General features: G+C 62.9%; 17 protein-coding genes. 8 read left to right on the forward strand and 9 right to left on the reverse strand.

Annotated features, from left to right (window positions below; genetic code table 11):
• Nucleotides 1–46 precede the first annotated feature (46 nt).
• Nucleotides 47–553 carry a peptide deformylase gene (gene def / locus H621_RS0106500; protein WP_028942594.1) on the reverse strand — a complete coding sequence of 169 codons (507 nt, stop codon included), beginning with the start codon at nt 551–553 and terminating at the stop codon, nt 47–49.
• Between the two features lie 242 nt (nt 554–795).
• Between def and dprA the strand changes: the two genes are divergently transcribed.
• Together dprA and tsaC are read left to right on the forward strand one after the other, a co-directional pair.
• Nucleotides 796–1,902, forward strand: a complete 1,107-nt coding sequence (gene dprA, locus H621_RS0106505) for a DNA-processing protein DprA (RefSeq protein WP_028942595.1) — start codon at nt 796–798, stop codon at nt 1,900–1,902.
• A 37-nt stretch (nt 1,903–1,939) separates the two neighbouring features.
• Nucleotides 1,940–2,497, forward strand: a complete 558-nt coding sequence (gene tsaC, locus H621_RS0106510; protein WP_028942596.1) for an L-threonylcarbamoyladenylate synthase type 1 TsaC — start codon at nt 1,940–1,942, stop codon at nt 2,495–2,497.
• A gap of 67 nt (nt 2,498–2,564) precedes the next feature.
• On the opposite strand, the gene H621_RS0106515 is transcribed toward tsaC, so the two are convergent.
• Complete coding sequence (locus H621_RS0106515; protein WP_028942597.1) at nt 2,565–3,542, reverse strand: NADPH:quinone reductase; 978 nt, start codon at nt 3,540–3,542, stop codon at nt 2,565–2,567.
• 127 nt (nt 3,543–3,669) lie between these two features.
• On the opposite strand from H621_RS0106515, the gene hemF reads away from it, so the two are divergent.
• Together hemF and aroE are read left to right on the forward strand one after the other, a co-directional pair.
• Nucleotides 3,670–4,596 carry an oxygen-dependent coproporphyrinogen oxidase gene (hemF, locus tag H621_RS0106520; protein ID WP_028942598.1) on the forward strand — a complete coding sequence of 309 codons (927 nt, stop codon included), beginning with the start codon at nt 3,670–3,672 and terminating at the stop codon, nt 4,594–4,596.
• Between the two features lie 55 nt (nt 4,597–4,651).
• Nucleotides 4,652–5,476 (forward strand): shikimate dehydrogenase, encoded by an 825-nt coding sequence (aroE, locus tag H621_RS0106525; protein WP_028942599.1) that lies wholly within the window; start codon nt 4,652–4,654, stop codon nt 5,474–5,476.
• Between the two features lie 61 nt (nt 5,477–5,537).
• On the opposite strand, the gene H621_RS0106530 is transcribed toward aroE, so the two are convergent.
• From H621_RS0106530 to betC, 3 genes are all read right to left on the reverse strand, one after another.
• Nucleotides 5,538–7,109 (reverse strand): SulP family inorganic anion transporter, encoded by a 1,572-nt coding sequence (locus H621_RS0106530; RefSeq protein WP_028942600.1) that lies wholly within the window; start codon nt 7,107–7,109, stop codon nt 5,538–5,540.
• A gap of 72 nt (nt 7,110–7,181) precedes the next feature.
• Complete coding sequence (gene choX, locus H621_RS0106535; RefSeq protein ID WP_028942601.1) at nt 7,182–8,102, reverse strand: choline ABC transporter substrate-binding protein; 921 nt, start codon at nt 8,100–8,102, stop codon at nt 7,182–7,184.
• A gap of 18 nt (nt 8,103–8,120) precedes the next feature.
• On the reverse strand, nt 8,121–9,632 hold the full coding sequence (betC, locus tag H621_RS0106540) for a choline-sulfatase (RefSeq protein ID WP_028942602.1): 1,512 nt from the start codon (nt 9,630–9,632) through the stop codon (nt 8,121–8,123).
• A 114-nt stretch (nt 9,633–9,746) separates the two neighbouring features.
• On the opposite strand from betC, the gene H621_RS0106545 reads away from it, so the two are divergent.
• Complete coding sequence (locus tag H621_RS0106545) at nt 9,747–10,652, forward strand: choline sulfate utilization transcriptional regulator (protein ID WP_028942603.1); 906 nt, start codon at nt 9,747–9,749, stop codon at nt 10,650–10,652.
• On the opposite strand, the gene H621_RS0106550 is transcribed toward H621_RS0106545, so the two are convergent.
• Nucleotides 10,649–11,266 (reverse strand): NAD(P)-dependent oxidoreductase, encoded by a 618-nt coding sequence (locus H621_RS0106550; protein ID WP_028942604.1) that lies wholly within the window; start codon nt 11,264–11,266, stop codon nt 10,649–10,651. The two genes, H621_RS0106545 and H621_RS0106550, sit on opposite strands and share 4 nt — an antisense overlap.
• Before the next feature lie 77 nt (nt 11,267–11,343).
• On the opposite strand from H621_RS0106550, the gene H621_RS0106555 reads away from it, so the two are divergent.
• Nucleotides 11,344–11,673: a DOPA 4,5-dioxygenase family protein gene (locus H621_RS0106555; protein WP_028942605.1), complete on the forward strand. Its 330-nt coding sequence runs from the start codon at nt 11,344–11,346 to the stop codon at nt 11,671–11,673.
• A 48-nt stretch (nt 11,674–11,721) separates the two neighbouring features.
• Here H621_RS0106555 and trpA read toward each other — a convergent pair whose 3' ends face one another.
• The gene (trpA, locus tag H621_RS0106560; protein WP_028942606.1) at nt 11,722–12,534 is read right to left on the reverse strand and encodes a tryptophan synthase subunit alpha; all 813 of its coding nucleotides are present in this window, start codon (nt 12,532–12,534) and stop codon (nt 11,722–11,724) included.
• Complete coding sequence (gene trpB, locus H621_RS0106565) at nt 12,531–13,748, reverse strand: tryptophan synthase subunit beta (RefSeq protein ID WP_028942607.1); 1,218 nt, start codon at nt 13,746–13,748, stop codon at nt 12,531–12,533. Before trpB ends, trpA begins: the two co-directional genes overlap by 4 nt.
• A 108-nt stretch (nt 13,749–13,856) precedes the next feature.
• Here trpB and H621_RS0106570 point away from each other — a divergent pair, with 108 nt between their 5' ends.
• Entirely contained in the window at nt 13,857–14,753 is an 897-nt protein-coding gene (locus H621_RS0106570; protein WP_028942608.1) for a LysR family transcriptional regulator, read from the forward strand.
• On the opposite strand, the gene H621_RS0106575 is transcribed toward H621_RS0106570, so the two are convergent.
• Entirely contained in the window at nt 14,750–15,076 is a 327-nt protein-coding gene (locus H621_RS0106575) for an ElaB/YgaM/YqjD family protein (protein ID WP_028942609.1), read from the reverse strand. The genes H621_RS0106570 and H621_RS0106575 overlap by 4 nt on opposite strands.
• A 154-nt stretch (nt 15,077–15,230) precedes the next feature.
• On the opposite strand from H621_RS0106575, the gene H621_RS0106580 reads away from it, so the two are divergent.
• Complete coding sequence (locus tag H621_RS0106580) at nt 15,231–15,446, forward strand: dodecin (RefSeq protein WP_028942610.1); 216 nt, start codon at nt 15,231–15,233, stop codon at nt 15,444–15,446.
• The last annotated feature ends 49 nt before the right edge of the window (nt 15,447–15,495 follow it).

Consider the following 15,495-nt stretch of genomic DNA (forward strand, 5'->3'; position numbering starts at 1 on the left):
TTAAAAAGAAAAAGGCTTGCCGGAGCAAGCCTTCTGGAAGAGGGGATCAAGCTTGCTGGCGATGCTGCTTTTCCAGCTTTTTCTTGATGCGGTCGCGTTTGAGCGTCGACAGGTAATCAACGAACAGTTTGCCGTTCAGGTGATCGCATTCGTGTTGGATGCAGACGGCCAGCAGGCCTTCGGCGATTTCCTCGAACGGTTTGCCGTCGCGGTCCAGCGCCTTGATCTTGACCCGTACCGGGCGATCGACATTCTCGTAGAAACCCGGCACCGACAGGCAGCCTTCCTGGTACTGGTCCATGTCGTCGGTCAGCGTTTCGAGCTCGGGGTTGATGAACACCCGTGGCGCGCTGCGATCTTCGCTCAGGTCCATGACCACGACACGCTTGTGTACGTTGACCTGGGTCGCGGCAAGGCCAATGCCAGGGGCTTCGTACATGGTTTCAAACATGTCATCGACCAACTGGCGGATGCTGTCGTCGACTTCCGTCACCGGTTTGGCGAGGGTACGAAGGCGCGGGTCCGGGAATTCGAGAATGTTCAGAATGGCCATAAGCGTATGAGCTGCACTGTGCGATGAAATACAAACATGAACACACATAATAAAGGGATTCGCCGGATTCGGCACCTGGCAAAGGTCGGCTAAGGTGTTTCAAGACAACCGCAGCCCTGTTTCGACAAGCCTGAAAGGCTGCCGCTCAGGGAGATCCTTCAACCGGTTGTCAAAGTATTATCAACAGAGTTATCCACAGCTTGTGCAAGGTGTGGATTCTCCCTCGATCAAGGATGATCGTCATGGCGCAGTTACCTTCCCCGGGCTGTTCGCCCGCCGAACTCGAGGCGCGTTTGCGCCTGCACCGGATGCCGGCACTCGGTCCGCATCGCTTCAACGTCCTCATTCAAGCCTTTGGCAGTGCCTCGGCAGCGCTGAGCGCGCCGGCGGGTGCCTGGTATTCGCTGGGTATTCCAGCGGCCAGCACCGAATCGCGCCGCAGCCCGCAAGTGCGCGAGGGCGCTGCGGCTGCATTGGCCTGGCTAGAGCGGCGCGACCAGCATTTGCTGATGTGGGACGACCCTGCCTATCCCGCCTTGCTGGCCGAAGTGGATGCAGCCCCGCCGCTGTTGTTCGTGGCCGGCGACCCTGCCCTGTTGGAGAAACCACAGCTGGCGATCATCGGCAGTCGCCGTGCGTCACGACCTGCACTGGATACCGCTGCCGCCTTTTCCCGCCGCCTGGCGCGGGGTGGTTTTGTCATCACCAGCGGCCTGGCCCTGGGCGTCGATGGTGCTGCCCACCAGGCGGCGCTGGATGTCGAAGGGCACACTATCGGGGTGCTGGGCACCGGCTTGCAGAAATTTTATCCACAACGTCACCGGGCCCTTGCCACGGCGATGATCGAGCGCGGCAGCGCGGTGGTTTCGGAGTTTCCCCTGGATGCGGGGCCGGTGGCGGGCAATTTCCCCAGGCGCAATCGCATCATCAGTGGGCTGTCGTTGGGCGTGCTGGTGGTCGAGGCAAGCCTGGCCAGTGGTTCGCTGATCACTGCGCGGCTGGCAGCCGAGCAGGGCCGTGAGGTGTACGCCATTCCGGGGTCGATTCACCATCCGGGGGCCAAGGGTTGCCACCAGTTGATTCGCGATGGTGCGTTGCTGGTCGAAAGCGTCGAACAGATCATGGAAACCCTGCAGGGCTGGCAGCGCCTACCGCCTGCAATCGGTGGTGAAACGACCGGTACGCGCCATGTTCTGGAGGAACTGCTGCTGGCGGCACCGCAAACCTGCGAAGCGCTTGCCAATAGCAGCGGCTGGCCGTTGCCCAGGGTGCTGGCGGCGTTGACCGAGCTTGAGGTGGCTGGCCGAGTCTGTAATGAAGCTGGACGTTGGTTTGCCCGGCCTGCCTAAGTACACTGCTCGTCAGCCTTTACGCGGAGTGATATCAATGGTGAGCAACTGGCGTGTGCAACAAGCTGCGCGTGAAATTCGAGCCGGTGCGGTAATTGCCTACCCAACCGAGGCGGTCTGGGGCCTGGGCTGTGACCCGTGGAACGAAGAAGCCGTGGACCGTCTGCTGGCGATCAAGTCTCGCTCGGTCGACAAGGGGCTGATCCTGATCGCCGATAACATCCGCCAGTTCGACTTCTTGTTCGACGACTTCCCGGAAATCTGGCTCGACCGCATGGGCAGCACCTGGCCTGGGCCCAACACCTGGCTGGTACCGCACCAGAACATGTTGCCGGAGTGGATCACCGGGGTGCATGACACCGTGGCCCTGCGGGTCAGCGACCATCCGGTGGTGCGTGACCTGTGTGCGCTGGTCGGGCCATTGGTGTCGACCTCGGCCAACCCTCAAGGGCGGCCAGCGGCGCGTACCCGGCTGCGGGTGGAGCAGTATTTCCGCGGCCAGTTGGACCTGGTGCTGGGCGGCGCCCTCGGCGGGCGGCGCAATCCAAGTGTGATTCGCGACCTGGTGACCGGCGATATCGTTCGGGCCGGTTGAGGCGGTAAGACCATCGCGGGGCAAGCCTGCTCCAGGCGCTGTAGAGCAGGCTTGCCTCGCGATCAATTCAAGGCAACAACACTGTAGACCCCACCGTACGCCGGGCCGACAACTCGGTCTGCGCCTTGGCCGCGTCACTCAGCGCATAGCGCTGCTGGATATCCACTGTCACCTTGCCGCTGGCGATCATTGCGAACAAATCATCGGCCATCACCTGGGTGTTGGCCGCGTTGTTGGCATAGGAGGCCAGGGTCGGGCGGGTGACATACAGCGACCCTTTCTGCGCCAGAATCCCCAGGTTGACGCCGCTCACCGCGCCCGAGGCATTGCCGAAGCTGACCATCAAACCCCGTGGTGCCAGACAGTCGAGGGAGGTCAGCCAGGTGTCCTGGCCGACGCCGTCGTACACCACCGAGCACTTCTTGCCATCGGTCAGTTCCAGTACCCGCTGCGCTACATCTTCACGGCTGTAGTCGATGGTTGCCCAGGCCCCCAGCGCCTTGGCGCGCTCGGCTTTTTCGGCGCTGCTGACGGTGCCGATCAGCCTGGCGCCCAGGGCCTTGGCCCACTGGCAGGCCAGCGAGCCGACACCGCCAGCGGCGGCGTGGAACAGAATGGTGTCGCCAGGCTGCACGGCGTAGGTCTGCTTGAGCAGGTACTGCACGGTCAGGCCTTTGAGCATCACCGCGGCGGCTTGCTCGTAGCTGATACTGTCGGGCAGCTTGACCAGGTTGGCCTCGGGCAGCACATGGACTTCGCTGTAGGCACCCAGCGGGCCGCCACCGTAGGCCACGCGATCGCCTACCTTCAGGCGCGTCACCTGATCGCCCACGGCTTCGACCACCCCGGCGCCTTCGGTGCCCAGTCCGGATGGCAACGCCGGTGGCGCATAAAGCCCACTGCGAAAGTAGGTATCGATGAAGTTCAGGCCGATCGCATGGTTACGGACCCGCACTTGCTGCGGGCCGGGGGGCGCGGGTTCGAAATCGACCAGATGCAGGACCTCGGGGCCCCCATGCTGGCTGAACTGGATACGCTTGGCCATCTGCACTCTCCTGTCGGTTCGCAAACCCCTATCGGACGCCTTTGCTTGATCGCCGTCAACTGCGGCCCGCCTGCAGCCGGTGGTATGCTACGCGCCGAATTTGTTCATGCCCGCTCCAGGTGACCTGATGACTAGCCGCACCGAGGCCGTGAAAGCCTACCTGCTCGACTTGCAAGACCGTATTTGTGCCGCCCTCGAAAGCGAAGACGGCGGTGCCCGCTTTGTCGAAGACGCGTGGACCCGCGAAGCCGGCGGCGGCGGCCGTACCCGAGTGATCGGCGAGGGCAAGATCATCGAAAAAGGCGGTGTGAACTTCTCTCACGTCTTTGGCAGCGGCCTGCCACCGTCGGCCAGCGCCCATCGCCCGGAACTGGCTGGCCGTGGATTCGAGGCATTGGGTGTGTCGCTGGTGATCCACCCGCACAACCCCCATGTGCCAACTTCCCACGCCAACGTGCGTTTCTTCATCGCCGAGAAAGAAGGTGAAGAAGCCGTATGGTGGTTCGGTGGCGGTTTCGACCTGACCCCTTACTACGGCAACGAAGAAGACTGCCTGCATTGGCACCAGGTGGCCGAGCGCGCTTGTGCACCGTTCGGTGCGGACGTCTATCCACGCTACAAGGCTTGGTGCGACCGCTACTTCCACCTCAAGCACCGTGGCGAGCCGCGCGGCATCGGTGGCCTGTTCTTCGATGACCTGAACGAGTGGGACTTCGACACCTGCTTCGCCTTCATGCGCGCTATCGGCGATGCCTATATCGAGGCCTACCTGCCGATCGTCCAGCGCCGCAAGGCCCAGGCCTATACAGCCCAGCAGCGCGAGTTCCAGGAGTTCCGCCGGGGCCGGTATGTCGAGTTCAACCTGGTCTACGACCGCGGCACGCTGTTCGGCCTGCAGTCGGGTGGCCGCACCGAGTCGATCCTGATGTCGCTGCCGCCGCAGGTGCGTTGGGGGTACGATTGGAAACCTGCATCGGGCAGTCAAGAGGCTCGCCTGACCGAGTACTTCCTGCAGGATCGTGACTGGATTGGCGAGGCCAAGCCCGTTCGCTGATACCGTTGTGGATAACTTTTCCGGCCAGACCGGCCCCGACTCAGGAACCGCGTGAATGGACCAGTACGTTGTATTCGGCAACCCGATCGGCCACAGCAAGTCGCCGCTGATTCACCGGCTGTTTGCCGACCAGACCGGCCAGCAGCTGGAATACAACACCCTGCTGGCGCCACTGGATGACTTCACCGCGTGCGCCCTGGGATTCTTCAAGCAGGGCCTGGGCGCCAATGTCACCGTGCCATTCAAGGAAGAAGCCTACCGCCTGGTCGATAGCCTGACGCCACGGGCCAAGCGCGCGGGGGCGGTGAACACCTTGCGCAAACTGGCCGACGGCAGCCTGCAAGGCGACAACACCGACGGTGCGGGCCTGGTGCGTGACCTGACCGTCAATGCCGCTGTGCAGCTCGCAGGCAAGCGTATATTGCTGCTGGGCGCCGGTGGTGCTGTTCGCGGGGTGCTGGAGCCGTTGCTGGCGCATAACCCGGCTTCGCTGGTGATCGCCAACCGCACCGTGGAAAAGGCCGAGCAACTCGCCCGAGAGTTCGCCGACCTCGGCCCGGTTGCGGCCAGTGGTTTCAGTTGGTTGCAGGAGCCTGTCGACCTGATCATCAATGCCACCTCCGCCAGCCTGGCCGGTGAGCTGCCGCCCATTTCCGCCCACCTGATCGAGCCGGGCGTCACCGTTTGCTACGACATGATGTATGGCAAGGAGCCGACGCCGTTCTGCCAGTGGGCCAGCGCACACAAGGCGGCCAAGGTGCTGGATGGGTTGGGCATGCTTGCCGAGCAGGCGGCTGAAGCGTTCTTCATCTGGCGTGGCGTGCGGCCCGAGACCGGGCCGGTGCTGGATGAGCTTCGCCGTCAGTTGGCGCGGGGTTAGGTCATTGAATCGCGGGGCAAGCCCGCTCCTACGATGGGAGCGGGCTTGCCCCGCGAAGGTTTCACCCCTCGAACCGTATCGGACAGTTCGCAGCGCCTTCCAGCTTGTGCAGTTCCTCGATCACCTGCGGCCGCGCCCGATGCAGCGTCAGGCTGCCCCCTGCCCGGCCCAGGCGCCGGGCCTCTCGGTGCAGCATGTCGACCCCGGAATAGTCGATGAAGTTGATCTGCCGGGCGTCGATGATCACATCAGGACCTTGGCAGCGCTGCAGGCGCACTTGCAAGTAATGGCTGGCGCCAAAAAAAATCGACCCCCCTACCCGCAGCACGTCGGCATCACCTTCCCGTGATTGCTGCACCCGTGGGCGCGAGGTGCGCTTGAGGTAGAAGAACAGTGACGCCAGCACTCCGGCGTAGATGGCGGTCTGCAACTCCAGCAGCAAGGTCGCCGCCGCAGTCAGCGCCATCACCAGAAACTCGGAACGGCTGACCCGCCACAGCGCGCGCATGCCCCGGTGATCGATCAATCCCCAGCAGATCAGCAGGATGCTGCCGGCCATGGCCGGGATCGGAATGTGCGCGATCAGGCCAGCGCCCGCCACGGCAAACAACGCCACCCAGAGCGCCGAGAACACCCCGGCCAGTGGCGAGCGGGCGCCGGCGTCATAGCTGAGCCCTGAACGGGTGAAGGAACCTGAGGACAGGTAGCCGGAGAAAAAGCTGCCGACCATATTCGACAGGCCCTGGGCACGGATCTCCTGGTTGGCATCGATCAACTGCTCCGAACGTGACGACAACGAGCGGGCAATCGACAGGCTGGTCACCAGGCCCAGCATGCCTACGGCCACGGCACTGGGGAGCAGGCGCAGGATCAGCTCCAGGTCCCATAGCGGCAATGGGCTCAAGGGGGGGAGTTGGCCGACGAAGCCGGGCACCAGCAGCACATGGCCAAACACGCCGGGTAACAGCCACACCAGCGCACTGGCGACGGCCAGGGTTATCAACAGGCCGGGCCAGCGCGGACGCAGCAGCTTGAGGGTAATGCCAAGGAGCAGGGTGCCAAGCCCCAGCCCAAGTGAAGACCAATCGACCTCGCCGGCATGGTCCATCAGGCTTTCCAGGGTTTTCAGGGCGGTGGCCTGGCTGGGCAGGTCGAGCCCCATCAGGTTCGGCAGTTGTCCCAGGGCAATGACCACGGCGGCGCCGAGGGTAAAGCCCAGCACCACCGAATGAGACACGAAGTTGACCAGCGCGCCGAAGCGCAACAGTCCCAGCAACCACTGAAAGACCCCTCCCAGAAACGTCAGCAGCAGAATCAGGGTGATGTAGTCGTCACTGCCGCTGATGGCCAGGGGGCTGACGCTGGCATAGAGCACGATGGAGATCGCCGCAGTCGGTCCGCAGATCAGGTGCCACGACGATCCCCAGAGGCAGGCGATCAGCACCGGTACAATGGCGGCGTACAGTCCGTACTCGGCGGGCAGGCCAGCGATAAGGGCATAGGCGATCGACTGCGGCAAGGCCAGGATCGCGCCACTCAGGCCCACCAGCAGGTCGCGGCGCACACTGCTCCGGGTCTGCTGGGGCAGCCAACTGAGGAACGGCAACAAGTGGTGGCGGTCAGGCCGGGCCATGAGCAGTCTCTATCGCAAGCACAAGCTGCACAGGGTGCGGTGTCTGCTGCGCCGGTGCAAGTCGCTGGGCCATTACAGGCTGGCTTTCACGGCTGACCGTGCATCGCCACCATCCAGGCGTGTCACACCTTCGAGCCAATGGTCGAGCTGGGCCGGATGCGCTTGCACCCAGGCCTTGGCCGCCGTTTCATAGCTGACCTTGTTATCCACAACCTGCGCCATGATGGTGTTCTCCATGTCCTGGCTGAACTTCAGGTTGTCGAACAGCCGCGCCACGTTCGGGCAGGCCTGTGGATAACCCTTGCGGGTCAGGGTGTAGACGCTGCCATTGCTGCCAAACCACTGTTCGCCTCCGCTCAGGTAGCGCAGCTTCATCTGCACGTTCATCGGGTGCGGTGTCCAGCCGAGGAAGGCGATGAACCGCTGGCGCTTGGCCGCGCGATGGACCTGGGCGAGCATCGCTTGTTCGCTGGACTCCACCAGCTTCCAGTCGCCGAGATTGAAGGCATTCCGCTTGATGATGTCCTTGAGTGACAGGTTGGCTGGTGACCCTGCGCCGATGCCATAGATCTTCTGATCGAACTGATCGGCAAAGTGCTGAAGGTCGGTAAAGTCTCGAACGCCTGCCTCCCACACATACTCGGGGACCGCCAGGGTGAACTGGGTGCCTTCAAGGTTGCGCGCCAGTTGTTGCACCTCGCCGCTGGCCACGAACTTGTCGTGAAAACCCTGCTGGGCCGGCATCCAGTTGCCGAGGAATACGTCCACCAAGCCATCCCTGAGCCCGCCATAGATGATGGGCACCGCCAGGCTGTCGACCCTGGTCTTGTAGCCCAGGCCTTCGAGCAACAGGCGGGCCACGGCGTTGGTGGCGGCGATATCGCTCCAGCCGGGGTCGGCCATTTTCACGGTGGTGCAATCGCTCTCGGCGCGGGCGCCGAGGCTGGCAAGGCTCAAGACAACCGCAATGATGCTTGTGGATAACCTTCTCATGACAGCCTCGCAGGGTGATTACTGGGCGGGTTGTGGATAACGTGCCTTGCGTTCCAGGTCGTCGAGATCGATGTGATTGCGCATGTACTGCTGGCTGGCGTCGACCATGGGCTGGTGGTCCCAGCTCTGCAGTTTGCCGATGGCCAGCGCCTCGGCCACCAGGCGGCGGCGACGCTGACTGTCGAGTACTCGCTGGCGCAGCAGCGGGATGTTCCAGCGTTGCCGGGCTTCATCGACAAAAGCCTGCAGCAGCGTCTGGTGGTCGGGACTACCGGCGAGGTTTTCGCGCTCCTGGGGATCGTGCTCCAGGTCGAACAGCAGGCAAGGATCGTCTTCGCTGTAGATGAGTTTGTAGGCGCCGCGGCGAATCATCATCAACGGCCCGACGGTGCCTTCGGCCATGTATTCGCCGATCACTTCATCGTGCCCGCCCTGCCCCTGCAGATGGCCCAGCAGTGAACGACCGTCGAGTGGCAACTGGGGGTCCAGGCTGCCTCCGGCGAGTGCTACGAAGGTAGGCAAGAGGTCGCAGGTGGAGACGGCCGCACCGACCCGTGCAGGCTTGAACTGCCCCGGCGCATGCACCAGCAGTGGCACCCGTGCCGACATCTCGAACCAGTGCATCTTGTACCAGAGACCGCGGTCGCCAAGCATGTCGCCGTGATCGCCGGAGAAGACAATCACCGTGTCGTCCGCCAGCCCGGTTTCCTCCAGGGTCTGCAGCAGCTTGCCGATGTTGCTGTCGATGTAGCTGCAGGCACCGAAGTAGGCACGACGTGCATCGCGAATCTTATCCACAGGTAGCGGCTTGTCCCACAGGTCGTAGACCTTGAGCAGGCGTTGCGAGTGGGGGTCCAGATCTGCTTGGGGGCAGTGCTGGCTAGGCAATGGAATCTCGTCGTCCTGATACAGGTCCCAGAAGGCCTTGGGGATGGTGTACGGGTCGTGAGGATGGGTCATCGACACGGTCAGGCAGAACGGTTGCTCACCGGCCTCGCGCACGTGATCGAACAAGTACTGGCGGGCCTTGAACACCACCTCTTCATCGAAATCCAGCTGGTTGGTGCGTATGCATGGTCCGGCCTGCAGCACCGAAGACATGTTGTGGTACCAGCTGGGGCGTTCGTCGGGTGCATCCCAATTGACCGACCAGCCATAGTCCGCGGGGTAGATGTCACTGGTCAGCCGCTCTTCGTAGCCGTGCAACTGGTCGGGTCCGCAGAAGTGCATCTTGCCCGAGAGGGCGGTGCGGTAGCCGAGACGGCGCAGGTAATGGGCGTAGGTGGGGATGTCGGCAGGAAAGTCCGCAGCGTTGTCGTAAGCGCCGATCTTGCTCGGCAGTTGGCCGCTGACCAGGGTGAAGCGTGAAGGCGCGCACAGCGGGCTGTTGCAGTAGGCGGCATCGAAAACCACGGCCTCGGCGGCCAGGCGACTCAGGTTCGGCATCCGGATTGGCGAGGGCGCGTAGATGGGCAGCATTGGCGCAGCCATTTGGTCGGCCATGATGAAAAGAATGTTCTTGCGCTTCATGGAGTCACCGCGTTCCATAGGTGTTCGTTATGGGAAACTGCTGTCATCGAGCATGCGGCTGTGGATAACAGGGGTAAAGCCTATGGTGGGCAATGACTGGGATTAGCAAAGCTTATGTTTGAAAGCCTTGATGGTTTATCACTGGATGCCTTGCGGGTGTTTGAAGCCGCTGCTCGCCAGCGCAGTTTCACCACGGCGGCGGTCGAGTTGGGTACTACCCAACCTGCCGTCAGCCAGCAGATCAAGCGACTGGAAAAACAGTTGGGCGCTCGCCTGTTCGATCGTATTTATCGCGGCATCGAACTGACCGAGGCCGGTCAGGTACTGTTCGACCAGGTCCATCAGGGCATCGCCTGCTTGGACGAGGGGGTGGCGCAGGTCAGCGGCCGCGACCAGCATGAGGTGCTTCAGGTCGCTACCGATTTCGCCTTTGCGGCCTACTGGCTGATGCCACGGTTGCAGCGCTTTCACCAGGCCAACCCGCAGGTGGATGTCAGCCTGGTGACCAGCGAGCGCAGCCACGCCATGTTGCGTCCGGACATCGATGTGGCAATCCTGTTTGGCGATGGGCGCTTCCCTCAAGGCGAAAGCCACTGGCTGTTCGATGAGGAAGTATTCCCTGTATGCAGTCCGCGGCTGGTCGAGCAGCACACTCTGCCCATGCCGGCGCACAGCTTGCGGCAAATGCCCCTGCTGCATTTACGCGGCGAGAGTGCCAGCCGCTGGTTCGACTGGAGCGGTGTGTTTCGCCAGTTGAACATTGCCAGCCCGCCGAGTCCCGGCCCGTTGCGTTTTGACAACTACACCCTGCTCATCCAGGCAGCCATCGCTGGTCAGGGCGTCGCCATTGGCTGGCGCCATCTGGTGGATGACCTGCTGGAGCAAGGCTTGCTGTGCCGGCCGATCCGCGAACAGGTGAGCTCTTCGCGTGGCTATTACGTGGTGCTGCCACCGCGCAAACGCCGGGGCGCGCTGATCGAGCGTTTTGTCGAATGGCTGCGCGACGAGCAGGCGCGCTAGAGTACGAAGTTCACATGCTCGCTGTGGTGCAGTTTGAGCTCCAGGGTATCGACCATCCCCGCAGCGACCCGCGCCAGGCGTTGCAGTGGCTCGGCAAGGCCCGGTTCGAGGGTGCCGTGGGTGTGATGGAAGTGCTCGATGCCCAGGCCAGCGACCGCCTGCGGGGCATTGATCAGCGTCCATTGCAGGGTGCTGCGCTGCAGCAGGTCGACCATATGGCCGATGCACTGGCGGTGTTGCTCGCTATGATCGTCGGGATGCTCGAGCACGCTGAAATCGCCGACCAGCAGGAGCCGGCGTATAGTCGTGCGAGACATGCCATCGACCAACGCGTGGACGGCATGAAGTTGTTCACGAGGGTCATCAGGTGCCAGCGCAGGCAACAGGCATATGACCGCCGAGCTCCCTGCTGCACCTTGTTCGGCCTGGTCGGCATCCTTGAGCCCGCCATGCTTGCAGTGCAAGCCCGGCCGGGGTGCCAGTTGGTTGAGATCGTCGACGATCACGATCACTTCGTGCTGGCGCTTGAGCAGCTCGGCCATCAGCGCACTGCCCAGGCTGCTCAGGGCGCCGAACAGCGTGACCTTGAGGGTGTAGGTTTCGGCATTTTTCACGTCATCACTCCGTTGCGTACGGGTGATTGTTTGACTCCCGGACTAAGGCCGGGGTTCGCAGAGATTCAGGAGTTTTCGTGCAGAGGATCAAGGGATATCACGCCCACGTGTACTACGACGCCAGCACCCTGGAGCAGGCCCGGCAGTTGTGTGAAGAGGCGGCCACGTTGTTTCCGGTGACCATGGGGCGCATGCACCAGAAGCCGGTCGGACCGCATCCGGACTGGAGCTGCCAGCTGGCGTTCGGGCCTGAAGTGGTGGGAGTGGTATTGCCTTGGCTGGCATTGTATCGGCGGGGGCTGGTGGTGTTTTTGCATCCGCTGACCGGGGATGAGCTGGCGGATCACCGGGATCATGCAATCTGGATGGGGGCTGTGCGGCCTCTGGATCTGTCGATCTTTGAATAGTCATCGCGGGGCAAGTCGAGACGTCTCGACTTGCCCCGCGATCAGGCTTCAAGCCTTGCGCGCAGCGCGCACACCCTGGGCCAGCGCCGAGCACAGCTCCAGCACATCACCCACGGCCTGCTCGGCCGTCTTGGCAGTGGCGATCTTGTCGACCAGCGCCGACCCTACCACCACGCCATCGGACAACCTGGCAATCGCGGCCGCTTGTTCTGGCGTACGAATACCAAAACCAACGCTGATCGGCAGGTCGGTATGCCGACGCAGGCGCTCGATTGCGCTGCTGACGTGTTCGGTGGTGGCCGAACCTGCACCGGTCACGCCCGCTACCGACACGTAGTAGACGAAGCCGGAGCTGCGCTCCAGCACACGCGGCAGGCGCACGTCGTCGGTGGTCGGGGTGGTCAGGCGGATGAAGTCGATGCCGGCAGCCTGGGCCGGGGTCGCCAGCTCGGCGTCGTGCTCGGGCGGCAGGTCGACGATGATCAGGCCATCCACACCCACTTCCTTGGCCTGGGCCACGAAGGCCTCGACGCCAAAGCGGTGAATCGGGTTGTAGTAACCCATCAGCACGATCGGTGTGGTCTGGTTGTCGACACGGAATTCGCGAACCATCTGCAGGGTTTTGGCCAGGGTCTGGCCGGCATCCAGAGCCCGCAGGGTCGCCAGCTGGATGGCTACGCCGTCGGCCATCGGGTCGGTGAACGGCATGCCCAGTTCGATCACGTCGGCACCGGCAGCCGGGAGGCCCTTGAGGATTGCCAGCGAGGCGTCGTAGCCCGGGTCGCCTGCGGTAATGAAGGTAACCAGTGCGGAGCGGCCCTCGGCCTTGAGCTCTGCGAAGCGTTGTTCAAGACGGCTCATGCCTGTTTCTCCTGGGCGGCCATATGGCTCATCACGGTTTGCATGTCTTTGTCGCCACGGCCGGACAGGCACACCACCATCAAGTGTTCCTTGGGCAGGGTCGGGGCGCGTTTGATCGCTTCTGCCAGCGCGTGGGAGGTTTCCAGGGCTGGAATGATGCCTTCCAGGCGGCAGGTGGTGTGGAACGCGGCCAGGGCTTCGTCGTCGGTGATGCTGACATATTCGACGCGTTTCACTTCATGCAGGTAGGCATGTTCCGGGCCGATGCCAGGGTAGTCCAGGCCTGCAGAAATCGAGTGGGCATCGGTGATCTGGCCATCGGCATCCTGCAGCAGGTAGGTGCGGTTGCCGTGCAGTACACCCGGCACGCCACCGTTGAGGCTGGCAGCATGCTTGTCGGTGTCGACGCCATGGCCACCGGCTTCGACGCCGATGATCTGCACGCTGGTGTCATCGAGGAAGTCGTGGAACAGGCCCATGGCGTTGGAGCCGCCGCCGACGCAGGCGATCAGGCTGTCGGGCAGGCGCCCTTCCTTGGCCTGCAACTGCTCGCGGGTTTCCTTGCCGATGATCGACTGGAAGTCGCGGACCATGGCCGGGTACGGGTGCGGGCCGGCCACGGTGCCGATCAGGTAGAAAGTGTCGTCGACGTTGGTAACCCAGTCGCGCAGGGCCTCGTTCATGGCGTCCTTGAGGGTGCCGGTGCCAGCAGTGACCGGCACGATCTCGGCACCCAGCAGCTTCATGCGGAACACGTTGGCCTGCTGGCGCTCGATGTCGGTCGCACCCATGTAGATCACGCAAGGCAGGCCGAAACGCGCAGCCACGGTGGCGGTGGCCACGCCGTGCATGCCGGCGCCGGTTTCGGCGATCAGGCGTTTTTTGCCCATGCGCTTGGCCAGCAGCACCTGACCGATGCAGTTGTTCACCTTGTGGGCGCCGGTGTGGTTGAGTTCTTCACGCTTGAAGAAAATTTTTGCGCCGCCGCAGTGCTCGGTCAGGCGCTCGGCGAAGTACAGCGGGTTGGGCCGGCCGATGTAGTCACGTTGGAAGTAGGCCAGTTGCTCAAGAAATTCGGGGTCGGCCTTGGCAGCTTCGTATTCGCGGGCCAGGTCGAGCACCAGCGGCATCAGGGTTTCAGCCACGTAGCGGCCGCCGAATGCGCCAAACAGGCCATTGGCATCAGGGCCGGCGCGGAAATTGGTCTGAGTCATGGGTCGCTCCAGGGCGTTATCAAGACGGGAATGGCTTTACTGTAACCACGACACGCGCGACTGAAAACCGATAAGATTGCGACAACATGTCAGGAAAACTCACACGTTATGCGCCAGGAACTCCCTCCCCTCAATGCCCTTCGAGCGTTTGAAGCCACTGCTAGGCTCGGTAGCGTCAGTCAGGCGGCCGAACAACTTCACGTAACCCATGGGGCCGTGAGCCGGCAATTGAAGGTGCTCGAAGAGCATCTGGGGGTAAGCCTGTTCGTCAAGGACGGGCGTGGCATTAAACTCACAGATGCCGGGCTGCGCCTGCGCGATGCCAGTTTCGATGCATTCGATCGCTTGCGCAGCGTGTGTACCGAACTGAGCCAGAGCGGCGCCGATGCGCCTTTCGTGCTCGGTTGCTCCGGAAGCTTGCTGGCGCGCTGGTTCATTCCACGGTTGGGCCGGCTCAAGGCGGATTTGCCCGAACTGCGCTTGCACTTGTCGGCAGGAGAAGGTGACCTCGACCCGCGCCGCCCGGGGCTGGACGCCCTGCTGGTGTTTGCCGAACCGCCGTGGCCAACGGATATGCAGGTGCATGTACTGGCCGAAGAGCGTATCGGCCCTGTCCTCAGCCCGCACTTTGCCGGCTTCGCCCGCCTGCAACAGGCGCCAGCCACGGCCCTGCTGGAGGAAACTCTGCTGCAGACCTCCTCACGCCCGCAAGCCTGGCCGAGTTGGGCCCAGCAACAGGGTATCGACCCCGAGTCGCTTCGCTACGGGCAGGATTTCGAGCACCTGTATTACTTGCTGGAAGCGGCAGTGGCAGGCTTGGGCGTGGCGATTGCACCACAGCCATTGGTGGCCGATGACCTGCGTGCCGGGCGGCTGGCTGCGCCCTGGGGCTTTTGCCAGACCCAGGCGGCGCTGGCGCTATGGGTGCCGCGACGCGCCGCAGACGGGCGCGCCGAGCAATTGGCCGGGTGGTTGCGCGCCGAATTGGCGCGCCAGGTCGCTTAGTTGCCGCGTTTGCACAACAGGTAGGCGGCCAGCAGGCCAAGGGCGCCGACGGCTACACCCGCGGTGGTCCAAGGGTGTTCCTGGGCATAATCGCGGGTGGCAAGGCCGGTTTGGCGAGTCTTGGTCTTCACCTCTTCGTAGGCATCGCTGAGCAGGCTGCGCGAGTGACGCAAGGCGTTCTCGGCGTTGCCCTTGAGCGTCTTCAGGGTTTTGCGCGACTCGTCCGAGGCATCGTCCTTGAGGCTTTCCAATGACTTGAGCAGGCTTTCGATCTCCGCTTCCATGCTTTGCAGCGACGCTTTACGCAGCGAATGGTTGGCCATGGTGACTCTCCTTCGAGGTGTGAGTGAGCTGTTCTGGTTCCGACTTCGCAGGTGTCAGAAAGTGCAGTCGAACTTTCTCCGGCGTTCAACCCTCGCAGGTAAAACAGCCCTGCACTGCTAGGCTCAAAGCTCACACCCGAAAAGGAGACTGCTCATGTCCGATCACCACACCTACAAGAAAATCGAACTTGTCGGCTCGTCGCCCACCAGCATAGAAGACGCAATCAACAATGCACTGGCGGAAGCCGGCAAGAGCATCAAGCACCTGGAGTGGTTCGAGGTAGTCGACACGCGCGGCCACATCAAGGACAACAAGGCGGCGCATTTTCAGGTAACGCTGAAGGTGGGCTTCCGTATCGCCAATAGCTGATCCGTGCCACTGGCTTGTGCGGATCAATTGGGTTACACAGTTCTGAGGC

This window comes from Pseudomonas vranovensis DSM 16006 (genome assembly GCF_000425805.1).
In the GTDB taxonomy this organism is placed as follows: domain Bacteria; phylum Pseudomonadota; class Gammaproteobacteria; order Pseudomonadales; family Pseudomonadaceae; genus Aquipseudomonas; species Aquipseudomonas vranovensis.